This window comes from cyanobacterium endosymbiont of Braarudosphaera bigelowii, assembly GCF_020885515.1.
Taxonomy (GTDB): domain Bacteria; phylum Cyanobacteriota; class Cyanobacteriia; order Cyanobacteriales; family Microcystaceae; genus Atelocyanobacterium; species Atelocyanobacterium thalassa_A.
Genome location: NZ_AP024987.1, coordinates 294,764 through 307,721, shown reverse-complemented (window position 1 = coordinate 307,721; position 12,958 = coordinate 294,764). Strand labels below are relative to the sequence as shown.

The window sequence follows — 12,958 nt, the reverse complement described above, 5'->3', positions numbered from 1 at the left end:
TATCTTTAAATTTAATATCACTTTATTGTAACGTATGAATATCATGAATTAAGTTTCACATTTAGGTAATTTTTTTATCAATAATAATTAGTTTGTAGGTATTAGATTAATAAATTACAATATTCGATATATCCATTTAATTTATATTAATAGTCTAATATTTTTTTAAATTAATAAATCCTCAATTTAAAGCCACTTACAAACAACGTAAAAAAAGAAAAAGTTGTTGTTTTAAATTTTTTAATATGCTTAGACAATCTTAATTGAGTTTTCTTTTGATCCCAATGAACTTGATCAAAAATCTCATTAAGTACATAAAAACCTCTACCATTTTCAGAATCATCAGAAGGAAATCCTTTGTTAGCACATTTTTTGTAATTATTATGGGAAGTAAATCCTACTCCTTGATCCGCTATTATCCATGAATATCCATCATTTTCATTTATGAAAAACTGAACAACAACAAATTTTGATGGATCAAGCTTGTTACCATGCTTCGCTGCATTAACAAGTGCTTCTTGTAAGCCTAATCTTATTTCTGGTCTCAATTCGTCTGGAACTTCAGTTAACAATAAATCAAGAATTGGAAATAGATATAACGTTGATGTGAAGCTCATTGTACGACCATATCGCTTTGTTGGCGGTAGGGAAATAGCAACCATCTGCTGTCACCTCTTGAACAATATGTTACGAAATTTAACCTTTAGCTAATCGCAATGTTTTCAGCAATTATCTACTTTATTTATCTTAGATTCGCGAATGTTTCATATGACGAATCTAATGATAAGTTTTAATATATGAGAAATATTATTAAGCTGATTTTACTTAATGTAACATTATATTAAACTATATGTCTAATTGCTACGATTGATTCTACATGAGGTGTTTGGGGAAAAAAATCAACTGGTTGTATCCATAGGATTTTATATAAGTTCTGATGGCATATTTTTTTTAAATCACGAGCTAACGTTGAAGGTTGACAACTTATATAGATAATCAGAGGTGGACGAACTCTTCTTAATGTCTCGATAACACCATCTTCACAACCTTTTCGAGGAGGATCCAACAAAACAATATCAGGTGAAATATTTAGTGAAGGTAATATATCTTTTACTGCGCCTTGGTAAAATACTACATTGTCTATGTTATTTGCCTTAGCATTAGTCTTAGCCTGTTCAATAGAATCATAACTAATTTCAATTCCAGTAGCATGGCTAACTCTTTTTGCAAGAGGCAAAGTAAAAGTACCAATTCCACAATAAGCATCAACTATTTTTTCTTTACCGGTTAGTATTAAGTTATCTAATAAGGAATGTAATAGTGTTTCTGCACTTTGAGTATTTACTTGAAAAAAGGTGTCAGGTCTTAGCTTAAAATCAATGTTAAAAAAATTTTCTTTTAAAAAAGGTTCTCCAACAATACTAAAAGTTTTATCCCCAAAAATTTTATTACTCTTTTCGGAATTTTGATTTATTAAAACCCCAATCAAATTTGGATATTTTTCTAGCCATAGGTTTGCTTGTTTTTTGATTTCATTAATATGACTACTAGTACTAACAAGAGTCAATAAAACTTCTCCAGTACTGTGTCCAATACGCAAAGCTAAATGACGCAGTTGTCCCTCATAAGTCTTTTCATTATAAATAGTCCATCTCTGCTTTTCTATATCTAATTTAATTTCAGCTAAAAAGGAATTTAATCGAGAATCTTGTATTGGACATTGATTAATATTAATTAACTTATGGGTATGGCGTTGGTAATATCCTGCATGCACATTTCCAGATTTTGAATAACTTAGAGGGTAAGTAGCTTTATTTCGATAACCAAATATTTCTGATGACGATAAGATTGGTAGAACGGAAATATCTTTAAATCTACCTATTCTTCGTAAGGACTGAACAATCTTATTCTGTTTGATATGAAGCTGATATTCAGGAGAAATATGTTGCCATTGGCAGCCACCGCATTTATCTGAAACGATACAATTTGGACGAACTCTATAGGGAGAAGAATGAATAATTTCTTTTACTTTTCCATATGCATATTGTCGTTTAATAAAATTTAGAGATACTAAAACAACATCTCCTGTAACTGTATCAGGAACGAAAATAATTTTTTCTTCAAATTTACCTACACCTTCTCCATTATCATTTATGTCAACTATATTTAGCTTAATAAGATTATTTTGTTGACTCATATATTGAGATTATGATTTATTGTTTTGAACTTTAGTATTAACCAAAATAGAAACGACCTAGTCGTTGATGATTAAAATCATCATTTTTTCCTAAAATAATGATTTTTTTGTTATGACATGATTAATATACCTGCGTGATGATGAAAAGTTAAAACTATTTACAATATTAGTAAATAGATATTAATAAAACTATGTAGTAGTTTAAAAAAATGAAAACTTAAATCTGTTATCAATCTTTAAGAAGTATGGTCTGGTATATTTTCAAGTATCTTTTGAATTAAATCATGTTGAGTAAAATGTTCATTTCCTTGCCAATGTTCCCAAGCTTCAATTTGTCTCATTTTCAATGCCATTTCTAAAATTGATAATCCATGATCATGGACACTAACGGTAATTTCTTCAATTTCAGATAGAGGACGTTTAGATTTATTTGCCATATAACTAGCTATTGCTTCATCTTTTTCTGTTTCAGTTTTATGTTGACTACTTATAAGTTCTATTTCTTTAGCTAAGTCTTCAGGATTATGTGTAACGATATTTTTATTATCTTGATCAAAAAATTCCGCAAAAGAACTGGGAGGTTCAGGTTTTTCTTCAGGCGAACAGCTAAATAATTTATTAATTAAACGCAATTTAACTGGTTCTGCTATACGCCAATTAAGTCTAGTTTTAAAAAAATTTATCGCTGCCAATATTCTTTGGAAAGAACGAGCCTCTAGAATCATTGTTTGATTATCAAGAAAAATAAAGTACCCCAAAGAAATATTGCCACTTTCTTTAGAAATTTTATTATAAGATTTTTCAAATCGAATTTTTTTTGCTTCTTCAGAATAAAACCAATACCAGCGATCACTTGAAGGATCGAACTCTATACATTGTAATTTACGAAAAATATTTAAAACTGATTCCTTATTGGATATATTATAGTAAAGTCTGGTTGGTTGGTAAGGCTCTCCAGTGACATTAGTAATTAAGTTAAATTTATGTTGTTGAGTTTCCATGTTCCAAATAATGAAGACAATAAATGAAAAATCTTTCGAATTAATTAAATTATATTCTAAAGTAATATTAGCTACAGCTAATATTACTTTTAATTTTTTAAAACAAATTTAATACTTTGATTCTAATGGAAGATTTTTCTTTGCTACTTAATCATAGAATATAATATATAAAATATTTATCTAAAATTCTTTCGCAGAAAAATTTAGTATTTATTTTTAGTTGTATCTTCCTAAATCATATGGGTCATAACTTAATTGGATCCTAAAGAAATAAAAAAGATTAATAGATCTGTTATAAAAAACCAATTTTTTTAGAGACTTAGCTTTAATGTTATTAAATAGGTAATCGTCTAATTTATTTAATAGCCGTGAACATCCCAAGTAGTATTATCACCCTTATAGCTGGTGTTCTTATCACATTAATCAGTCTCTGGTATGGCCAAAATCATGGATTAATGCCAGTAGCCGCTTCTGAAAACGCAGAAGAAGTGGATAAATTATTTAATTTTATGATGACTATCGCTACAGGACTTTTCCTTTTGGTGGAAGGGTCTTTAGTTTATAGTCTTTTCAAATTTCGTCGTCGGAAAGGAGATACTAGTGATGGACCTCATATTGAAGGAAATGTCGCTTTAGAAGTAGTATGGACAGCTATTCCTGTAATGATCGTTTTTGTTCTTGCTTTTTATAGTTTTCAAACTTATAACAAGCTTGGAGGACTAGATCCTGTTAATACTAAAGATTCTCCTCCTCAACAAATAGCAATAAATAGTCATGATGATCAAATAGCTTTAGGAATTGGAAAATCATTTGGAAAAGATGTTTTATCTGTAGATGTCCAAGCCATGCAATATGCTTGGCTCTTTACATATCCAGAAACAGGTATTGTATCTGGTGAACTTCATGTTCCTAATAATCGTCCAGTTCAACTTGATATGACTGCAAAAGATGTACTTCATGCTTTTTGGGTACCTCAGCTACGTTTAAAACAAGATACTATTCCAGGACGTAAAAGTATTATTTCTTTTATTCCTACAGTTGAAGGAGATTATCCTATTGTTTGTGCAGAATTATGTGGCCCTTATCATGGAGGAATGAAATCTGTTCTTCATGTTGATAGCCAAGATTCTTATGATGAATGGTTAAAATCCAATAAACCTATTCAAGAAGCGCATCTTGAAAAAACTTTAACTGTTGATAATAATTCTTCTAACGAAAAATTCCTAACTCCCTATATTGAGAATATGGGTACAGAGAAAGATACTGTGGCTGAGCTGCCTAATAATTATCCTCATCACGACTCTTAAGATTAAAATCTTGACTCGGAATCTTATTTGTAATCCTTTATCTAGGTTTAGCTTAATTTATTGATTAAAATTCTATGACAACCATCATCGAATCAACCCAAACAGAACATCAACAAAGGAAATGGACAGATTACTTTACCTTTTGTACAGACCATAAGGTTATTGGAATTCAGTATCTAGTCACATCCTTTCTTTTTTATTTTATAGGTGGAGCTCTTGCTGAAGTTCTTAGAATAGAATTAGCTACTCCTGACCCTGATTTTGTAACTCCTTTCTTGTACAATCAGGTTTTGACTATGCATGGCACAATTATGATCTTTTTGTGGATCGTACCTGCAGGAGCAGCTTTTGCCAATTACTTAATCCCTTTAATGGTTGGGACTGAAGATATGGCCTTTCCTACTCTTAATGCAGTAGCTTTTTGGTTAACACCACCAGGAGGCCTCTTACTATTACTAAGCTTTTTTGTTGATGGTGGAGCTGCACAAGCTGGATGGACTTCCTATCCACCTTTAAGTTTAGTGAGTGGAATATGGGGTGAAGAAATCTGGATCTTAAGTGTTCTACTAATAGGAACTTCTTCGATTTTAGGATCCATAAATTTTCTAACTACTATATTAAAAATGCGAATCAAAGAAATGGATTTGCATAGCATGCCACTGTTTTGTTGGTCTATGCTAGCAACCTCTACTTTGATCTTATTATCTACTCCTGTATTGGCGGCAGCATTAGTTCTTTTATCTTTTGATTTAATTGCTGGAACTAGTTTTTTCAATCCTGCAGGTGGTGGTGATCCAGTACTTTACCAACACATGTTTTGGTTTTATTCTCACCCAGCAGTTTATATTATGATTTTGCCCTTTTTTGGGGTTATTTCTGAAGTTCTACCTGTACATGTAAGAAAACCTATTTTTGGTTACCGTGCTATTGCCTATTCTAGTCTAGGAATTAGTTTTCTTGGTTTAATTGTTTGGGCACACCATATGTTTACCAGTGGAATACCTGGATGGTTAAGAATATTTTTCATGGCTGCTACAATGCTAATTGCTATCCCTACAGGTATCAAAGTATTTGGTTGGTGTGCAACGATTTGGGGAGGAAAAATTAACCTAAATACTCCTTTCTTCTTTGGAGTAGGCTTTCTTACTATTTTCACAATGGGTGGATTGACTGGAGTTATGTTATCTTCGGTTCCCTTTGATATTCATGTTCATGATACCTATTTTGTAGTAGCTCACTTTCACTATGTTCTTTTTGGTGGAGCATCCATGGGATTGTTTGCAGGATTCTACCATTGGTTTCCAAAAATGACAGGTAGGATGTTTAATGATGCACTTGGAAAAGCTCATTGTGCTTTATTATTTATCGGATTAAATATATCATTCATGCCAATGCATGAATTAGGATTATTAGGAATGAATCGCCGTATAGCACTATACGATGTTCAATTTCAGCCGTTGAATCAAATTGCGACTATAGGGGCTTATATACTTGGTTTATCAACTTTACCTTTCATTATAAATGTATTCCTCAGTCTGTTTAACGGTGAAAAAGTTAGCCGTAATCCTTGGAGAGCGTATACTTTAGAATGGCAAACATCATCTCCCCCAGCAATTGAAAATTTTGATGGAAAACCAGTCCTATGGGCAGGTCCATATGATTATGGATTAAACTCTGAAGAATTCGATTTTGAGAAGGTTTTTGGAGATACCCTAACTGAAACAGGTTCTAACTCTAAATAAGTCGTATTTCTATCTTTCCCAGGAAAGATAGCCCATAGGGAAATGTAGTAAAGCAACATAACTTTGCCATTTCCCATTTGTTTATACTCTTCATTAAATCATTTCAACATTTAATTTGTTATGCAAGGTTCAGCAATTCAAAAATCTCATGAGACTAATCATGTTCATCATGATCATAGGTTATTCGGTTTAGTCTTATTCTTAATAGCAGAAAGTTCTATTTTTCTAGGGCTATTTAGTGCGTTTTTAGTCTACAAGACTGTAATGCCTATTTGGCCACCGACAGGAACGCCAGAGCTAGAACTACTGTTACCTGGAATTAATACCATTATTTTAATTTCTAGTAGTTTTGTTATGCATAAAGGACAGGCTGCTATCAAGAAAAACGATGTTTCCGGACTAAAGCTTTGGTTCGGAATAACGGCTTTAATGGGTTTTATCTTTCTTGCCGGTCAAATGTATGAGTATTTTCACTTGGAAATGGGACTAACTACAAATTTATTTGCTAGCTGTTTTTATGTTTTAACAGGGTTCCATGGATTACATGTATCTTTCGGACTCTTATTAATATTAGCAGTTCTATGGCGCTCTTCTAAAGAAGGACACTATACAAGTGAATCTCATTTTGGTGTTGAAGCAGCAGAAATTTATTGGCACTTTGTCGATGTAGTTTGGATTGTCCTTTTTGTATTAGTTTATTTACTTTAAATTTCGTTTAAAATACTATCAAATAGATTTTTGTTTACACAAGAATAATTTGATAGTATTTTCATATTGTTAGGAAAGATAAGTTTTGCAATATATCTCCTATGTAAAAAAGTAATTAGATTAAAAATAGTATTTAACAGCTAAAAGTCTGCTTACTATTCTCTAAAATTCGAATAAATTCTAGTGGCAATCCATCCTGATCTTGGATAAATGCTATTTCATAAAGTTTATCGCCAATAACTTGTTTATGAGGTTCAAGTAAAATTATTGGATATGAACAATTATCAAGATTCTCTTGAGCGTATTGAGAAAAATTAATTTTTAACTGATCCAACCATATAGATAGATCAGAAGTATAGTGGGTCAAGTTAAAAGATATATGATAATAACCAATATAATGATTATCTTCAAAAATATTTTGAGTTGCCTTAGGTTCAGGAATTTCAATCAATTCAATTCTCCCTCCTAAGCCTTCCATCCAACATGCTAAGGTATAATCTATAACAAAACGATTTTCGATAGTAAAGCCTAAAACTTCATAAAAAGCTATTGCTTTCTGGATATTAGCTGTACGAATGGATACATGATGCATATTAGATATTAACTCTATAAAAAATTTAATTACTGAACTAATTTTTTGTGTGATTGTAATCAATTGCAAAATAACTATATAAAGAAAAACTGATATACAAAAACATAATATATTCTGACTATAATTTAGACTAAATGGATACTATTAATTAGTAATCTATATTAAAAATTGATTACAAAAAATTTAATTATATGGTGATTATAAATACTTTTGCTTATGTGAAGTGATAAGATACACTTATAAGAATTATATTATAGACAGTAGGCTTAATATATGTTGTTAACTTTGTTATAATTTCATAAATGATTTTAAAATAAACATTAACTACCAATAATACATTTCTGTAAGATTAGTTTTTTATGTTTAATACAATTCAATAATTTGATCCTTTTGCTAATGTTCTCTACTAATCAGATAATTGTTCCATTAGATGTTTCTGATAAGAAATCTGCAATCGCTCTTTTGGATAAACTACCTCAGGTAAATTTTTGGAAGGTAGGACTAGAAATATTTGTTGCTTTAGGGCCAGAAATATTCAGTCTGCTTAAGGATAGACAAAAAAAGATTTTTCTAGACCTAAAATTTCATGATATTCCTAATACTATCGCTGGAGCATGCAACTCTGCTAGTAACTATGGAGTGGATTTAATTACTATTCATGCTGCAGCTGGCCAAAAAGCTATGGAAGCTGCAGCTAAAGCAATCGCTAACAGTTCTTCCAATACTAAAATATTAGCAGTAACACTTCTTACAAGCTTAAGTTCAAAAGAGTTGAAGCTCGATCTGAAAATTTCTATAGAATTAGAAAAATATGCTCTTCATATGGCCTCATTAGCTAAAGAATTAGGTATTCATGGAGCAGTATGTTCTCCCCATGAAGTTTATCAGTTAAGACAAGTATGTGGAGAAAAATTTATATTAGTTTGTCCAGGCGTAAGACCTTCTTGGTCTCAAGCTAAAGACCAACAAAGAATAATGCAACCAAAGCAAGCCCTAAAGGCAGGTGCAGATTATTTAGTTATTGGCCGCCCAATTACTATGGCAAATAATCCAACTGAAGCATGGAGTCGTATTATTAATGACATTAAAAATTAAAATCCTATTTATACTCAAATGCTGTTGTTTAGGTATTTTCAGTATGATACCTATATCTAGAGGCTATGCTGCAATAGTACAAAAATCTGAACACTTACATACCATAATAGATAGTAAGCATATACCTATTAATATAGTTAAGACAAACTGCCCAAATAGCTTCGAAGTGCTAATGACACAACTATTACACGATCTACCTAGTTATTCAAATCGAGTAGCACAAAGAGCAAGAAGAAGTAATGAAAAGGATACATATAGTTATATAATCTTAGCAGGAAAACTAGAGCTACAACCTCTACCATTAACAAATTTCCAGTACAAGTCCTTACTCCCAGATAATACAAAGCAAGCATTTTTTACAACTTTAGAACGACATTATAGTCACGAAAGAATTTCTATTGTAGAAAATTATTATCGAGTATTTGTTTCTAAAGGAGATGATGGCTGGAGGTTAGTATATCTTTCTTCAAGACCAGGTCACATAAATACAGATAGTGACTTACTACTTCAAGTACCATTACCCCCTCGAAACGCTATTAATGGTACAGTGGGCCAAGGAATTCGTATCTGGCTCAGAGACTGTCGTATCGGTAATCTCTGACAATATCTACTTTAAATTTATTTTTATTAAAAACAGTAATTGAACAATAAGAATAAGTTTAAGACTTTGAAAATATATAATTGTTGCTTATTAAGTATAATGCACATTAAGAACTTATATGAGAGGATCATTCCATATACTATATTAATAATTTTTTCAGTATTATAACTTTTTATTTTTCAGTTAATAAAAACTCTTGAACTAAAAATTTATATTCATTAACTATTATGAAAATAGAACTTCAAGGTGAAGAGCGAGAAGTCAAATCTCTTGGAAGTGTTTCTTTAGATGGGACTCCACTAAACCATATAATGGTAATGTCTACTGTAGTAACAGTTTTAAACTTTATCCCATTTTCTATTACTATAGGAGCTGGAGGGATCTTTCCCTTAAGTCAAGGCATATTTCCTCTTTTAGGTTGGATATTAGGACCATTCGGTGGTGCAGTAGCCAGCGGAATAGGTACTTTAATGGGTGTCTTTTTGGCTCCACATACTGCAGGAATACCTCCTATCTCCATTTTTGGAGCAATAATTACTAGTTTTGCAGCAGGTACCATGACTCTCGGGAAGCATCGTCGATATTGGTGGATCGGGGTAGCAATTTTTTTTATTATTGCCCTGTTTTTATATGTGTTTCGTGCATTAAATAACGGAGTTCCGATATCTATAATCATTAAAGGTTCTTTAATTGATTGGTCAGGTTTACTATTTTTTATACTACCTACTCGTACTTTATTTGCAAAATGGATTCATAGTAAAAACTTATATTTAGTATCACTAGGTTTATTTTTTGGCAGCTGGACAATTAGCGGTATTTATCATTTAAGTCAAGTCTTTATTACTTATACCATATTCAATTGGCCAGAAAAAGTTTGGATATTTTTGATCCCAATAATGCCTTTAGAAAACCTAGTTCGTTCTCTAGTAGGAACTTTTATAGGTGTACGTGTCATTTATGGATTACGAGCTATTGGTATTATCAAACCTCAAGCAGCAATTTATTGAACTATTATGGAAATAATAGCCAGTTTAGATAAAGTCTCTTATTTTTATCCTAATTCCCAAAAACCCGTTCTTAAAAATATTTCTCTAAATATTCGTAAAGGAGAGTTTTTAGGAATTATAGGCCCTACCGGATCCGGAAAAACAACGCTATGTTTAACATTAAATGGAATAATTCCACAATTTTATGGAGGACGCTTTTTCGGATATATAAAAGTAGCGGGTTTAGACACTCTAGAATATCCGGTAAGTCACTTATCTCATTATATTGGATCTGTTTTCGAAGATCCAGAAACTCAATTATTATCAACTTCAGTTATTAATGAGATAGCATTTGCATTAGAGAATTTGTGTATTAAGCGTGAAGAAATTATCACTTCTATTTCATCTGCCTTAACGGCAGTTAGACTAGAGGGAATGGAAAACAAGCACCCTCAGGAATTATCAGGAGGACAAAAGCAACGCTTGGCAATTGCAGCTGCAATTGCTTTAAAGCCTAAGTTGCTTATATTAGATGAACCTACCTCACAGCTTGATCCAATAGGTTCTCAGGAAGTTTTTTCTACTGTTAGGAAGTTGAATAAAGAATTAGGAATAACAATCATAATGGTTTCTCATGCATCAGAAGAAATGGCTCAATTTAGTGATCGTTTAGCTCTATTATCTGATGGGAAAATTATCAAAACAGGAACTCCAGAAGAAATATATACACAAATTCCCCTACTAGAAAGTCATAACCTGCGTCCTCCAGAAGTAGCCAAAATATTTTATGGTATCAGAAGAAAAGGAATTAATTTTTCTCAAGTTCCTGTTACCTTAGAGCAAGGGATAAAAACTTTGAGAGAATTAAAGAATAATATCGTGATACCAACTACTCCTAAAAAGAGTGACAGAATGCATGAAAATAATTTAGTACCCTTATTATCTACAAGAAACTTAACTTATTGTTATGAGAATAATATAAAAGTTTTAGATAAAATATCACTTGATATTTTTTCGGGAGAATATGTTTTAATAGCTGGTCAGAATGGTTCAGGGAAAAGTACTTTGGTTAAACATTTTTTAAATCTTTTACAACCTACACAAGGAACTGTACAAGTAAAAAATAAAGATACGCAAACTTTATCAATTAGTGATATATCTAGAATCATTGGGTATGTTGGACAAAATCCTGATAACCAAATTTTTAACATGACAGTTAAAGATGAAATTATTTTTGCACTAAACAATTTAGGCTATGGGAAAAGACAAATAGACAATAAGGTTTATAAAATTTTAGAAGATATTGGCTTGCTAGAATTTAGTCAAGCTCATCCTTTTTCGTTGGCCAAAGGTGATCGTGCACGAATTATTATTGCTGCTATCTTAGCTATGGAAACAGATATAATAATTTTTGATGAACCTACAACTGGTCAAGATTATAAAGGTGCTTGTTCAATTTTAGAAATTACTCGCAAATTACATCAGGCTGGAAAAACTATTGTAGTCATAACACACCATTTATATTTGATGTCAAACTATGCTGAAAGAGTAATTCTGCTAAAGGAGGGGAAAATGATATTAGATGCTTCTATTGATGAAGCTTATCATAAAGTAGAACTATTGAAATCTACTTATCTTGTTCCCCCTCAAACAGTTCTTCTAACTCAAGAAATGAATCGAAATATACAGAATAAATATCCTGCTTTAACACCTAATCAAATGATAAAATGTTTTTCTTCTTATGAAATTTGAAACAGTTAATAAAAAGTCATTTTTCACTTACTTAGATTTTAGAACTAAATTATTGATAATTATAATTACTACAATAATTACGTTTCTTTGGGAAAGCCCTTTTACAGAAGGATTGTTAGGCTTAGCTATAGGATATGCTTGTATCGTGGCTGGAATAAAAATAAATTATTTCAGGAAAATATTTACAATAATGATGCCTTTTTATTCCTTAATATTAATTATTACAGGATTTTTTTATGTTGATCAGATAGAAGTACTATTAAACACAAATTATTTAACTCCTATTTTTACTTTTCCAGATAATTGGTTTTGGATTGGAGGACTAATAATGAATTATGAAGGAGTCTTTTATGGACTTAATATAGTACTCAAGATACTAAATATGATTTTAATAATTCCATTAGGAGTTTTTACAACTGACATCAACGATATGGTTATAGGGATGGTAAAAATGAAAATACCATACAAAATTGTTTTCATTTTTTCATCTACGTTGAGATTTTTTCCATTATTAATTGAAGAGATACAATCTATCTTGGAAGCTCAGAAACTAAGAGGATTAGCTTTAGGTAAACTTAGCCTAGTAAAAAAAGCTACAATTTATTTGAATCTTGCTGTATCTTTAATTCTTAATTCTATGGCTAAAACTAATACAATAGATATTGTATTACAGTCTAAATCGTTTTCAGGTAGTTCTCATAGAACTTATTTAAATGAATCATTACTAAACCAGTCTGATTACTTAACCATAGGTTTTTTAATAGTATCATTGCTACTAGTTATAGTTCTATATATTTGGTATGGGGTTGGTAAATTTTCTTGGTTAATTAATAATATTTGATAATGTTTTAGTCTATTATTTTAATCATTTAATAGCTAACTATGTTTAATAAGAACTAGTAAAAAATTATTGTATTTATCATATTTCATTTTAATTTCTAGATATTAAAACTTATCATCCAATGAATGGATAGAAT

12 protein-coding genes are annotated in these 12,958 nt (G+C 30.9%); 8 read left to right on the top strand and 4 right to left on the bottom strand.

The window, feature by feature from the left end:
* Positions 1-170: 170 nt before the first annotated feature.
* The 3 genes from LPC16_RS01350 to LPC16_RS01340 form a co-directional block, all read right to left on the bottom strand.
* Positions 171-617, bottom strand: a complete 447-nt coding sequence (locus tag LPC16_RS01350; RefSeq protein ID WP_229637693.1) for an ATP-binding protein — start codon at positions 615-617, stop codon at positions 171-173.
* A gap of 224 nt (positions 618-841) precedes the next feature.
* Positions 842-2,197: a 23S rRNA (uracil(1939)-C(5))-methyltransferase RlmD gene (gene rlmD / locus LPC16_RS01345; protein ID WP_229637461.1), complete on the bottom strand. Its 1,356-nt coding sequence runs from the start codon at positions 2,195-2,197 to the stop codon at positions 842-844.
* Positions 2,198-2,433: 236 nt separating this feature from the next.
* Positions 2,434-3,198: a hypothetical protein gene (locus tag LPC16_RS01340; protein WP_229637460.1), complete on the bottom strand. Its 765-nt coding sequence runs from the start codon at positions 3,196-3,198 to the stop codon at positions 2,434-2,436.
* 368 nt (positions 3,199-3,566) lie between these two features.
* Here LPC16_RS01340 and coxB point away from each other — a divergent pair, with 368 nt between their 5' ends.
* From coxB to LPC16_RS01325, 3 genes are all read left to right on the top strand, one after another.
* On the top strand, positions 3,567-4,505 hold the full coding sequence (gene coxB / locus LPC16_RS01335) for a cytochrome c oxidase subunit II (RefSeq protein WP_040054472.1): 939 nt from the start codon (positions 3,567-3,569) through the stop codon (positions 4,503-4,505).
* Positions 4,506-4,579: 74 nt separating this feature from the next.
* Entirely contained in the window at positions 4,580-6,247 is a 1,668-nt protein-coding gene (ctaD, locus tag LPC16_RS01330) for a cytochrome c oxidase subunit I (protein ID WP_229637459.1), read from the top strand.
* 120 nt (positions 6,248-6,367) lie between these two features.
* On the top strand, positions 6,368-6,955 hold the full coding sequence (locus LPC16_RS01325) for a cytochrome c oxidase subunit 3 (RefSeq protein WP_040054474.1): 588 nt from the start codon (positions 6,368-6,370) through the stop codon (positions 6,953-6,955).
* A gap of 133 nt (positions 6,956-7,088) precedes the next feature.
* Here LPC16_RS01325 and LPC16_RS01320 read toward each other — a convergent pair whose 3' ends face one another.
* Complete coding sequence (locus LPC16_RS01320; protein WP_040054475.1) at positions 7,089-7,547, bottom strand: VOC family protein; 459 nt, start codon at positions 7,545-7,547, stop codon at positions 7,089-7,091.
* A 396-nt stretch (positions 7,548-7,943) separates the two neighbouring features.
* Between LPC16_RS01320 and pyrF the strand changes: the two genes are divergently transcribed.
* From pyrF to LPC16_RS01295, 5 genes are all read left to right on the top strand, one after another.
* Positions 7,944-8,642 (top strand): orotidine-5'-phosphate decarboxylase, encoded by a 699-nt coding sequence (gene pyrF, locus LPC16_RS01315; protein ID WP_229637458.1) that lies wholly within the window; start codon positions 7,944-7,946, stop codon positions 8,640-8,642.
* Positions 8,643-8,685: 43 nt separating this feature from the next.
* On the top strand, positions 8,686-9,243 hold the full coding sequence (locus tag LPC16_RS01310) for a hypothetical protein (RefSeq protein ID WP_229637457.1): 558 nt from the start codon (positions 8,686-8,688) through the stop codon (positions 9,241-9,243).
* A 227-nt stretch (positions 9,244-9,470) separates the two neighbouring features.
* On the top strand, positions 9,471-10,250 hold the full coding sequence (locus LPC16_RS01305; protein WP_229637456.1) for a hypothetical protein: 780 nt from the start codon (positions 9,471-9,473) through the stop codon (positions 10,248-10,250).
* Between the two features lie 6 nt (positions 10,251-10,256).
* On the top strand, positions 10,257-11,981 hold the full coding sequence (locus tag LPC16_RS01300; protein ID WP_229637455.1) for an ABC transporter ATP-binding protein: 1,725 nt from the start codon (positions 10,257-10,259) through the stop codon (positions 11,979-11,981).
* The gene (locus tag LPC16_RS01295) at positions 11,971-12,822 is read left to right on the top strand and encodes an energy-coupling factor transporter transmembrane component T family protein (protein WP_229637454.1); all 852 of its coding nucleotides are present in this window, start codon (positions 11,971-11,973) and stop codon (positions 12,820-12,822) included. Before LPC16_RS01300 ends, LPC16_RS01295 begins: the two co-directional genes overlap by 11 nt.
* Positions 12,823-12,958 lie beyond the last annotated feature (136 nt).

Excerpts from the sequence above, each read along its gene's own strand:
- LPC16_RS01350 (WP_229637693.1), bottom strand. The coding sequence starts at position 617 with ATGAGCTTCACATCAACGTTATATCTATTTCCAATTCTTGATTTATTG.
- rlmD (WP_229637461.1), bottom strand. The coding sequence starts at position 2,197 with ATGAGTCAACAAAATAATCTTATTAAGCTAAATATAGTTGACATAAAT.
- LPC16_RS01340 (WP_229637460.1), bottom strand. The coding sequence starts at position 3,198 with ATGGAAACTCAACAACATAAATTTAACTTAATTACTAATGTCACTGGA.
- ctaD (WP_229637459.1), top strand. The coding sequence starts at position 4,580 with ATGACAACCATCATCGAATCAACCCAAACAGAACATCAACAAAGGAAA.
- LPC16_RS01325 (WP_040054474.1), top strand. The coding sequence starts at position 6,368 with ATGCAAGGTTCAGCAATTCAAAAATCTCATGAGACTAATCATGTTCAT.
- LPC16_RS01320 (WP_040054475.1), bottom strand. The coding sequence starts at position 7,547 with ATGCATCATGTATCCATTCGTACAGCTAATATCCAGAAAGCAATAGCT.
- pyrF (WP_229637458.1), top strand. The coding sequence starts at position 7,944 with ATGTTCTCTACTAATCAGATAATTGTTCCATTAGATGTTTCTGATAAG.
- LPC16_RS01310 (WP_229637457.1), top strand. The coding sequence starts at position 8,686 with ATGATACCTATATCTAGAGGCTATGCTGCAATAGTACAAAAATCTGAA.
- LPC16_RS01305 (WP_229637456.1), top strand. The coding sequence starts at position 9,471 with ATGAAAATAGAACTTCAAGGTGAAGAGCGAGAAGTCAAATCTCTTGGA.
- LPC16_RS01300 (WP_229637455.1), top strand. The coding sequence starts at position 10,257 with ATGGAAATAATAGCCAGTTTAGATAAAGTCTCTTATTTTTATCCTAAT.
- LPC16_RS01295 (WP_229637454.1), top strand. The coding sequence starts at position 11,971 with ATGAAATTTGAAACAGTTAATAAAAAGTCATTTTTCACTTACTTAGAT.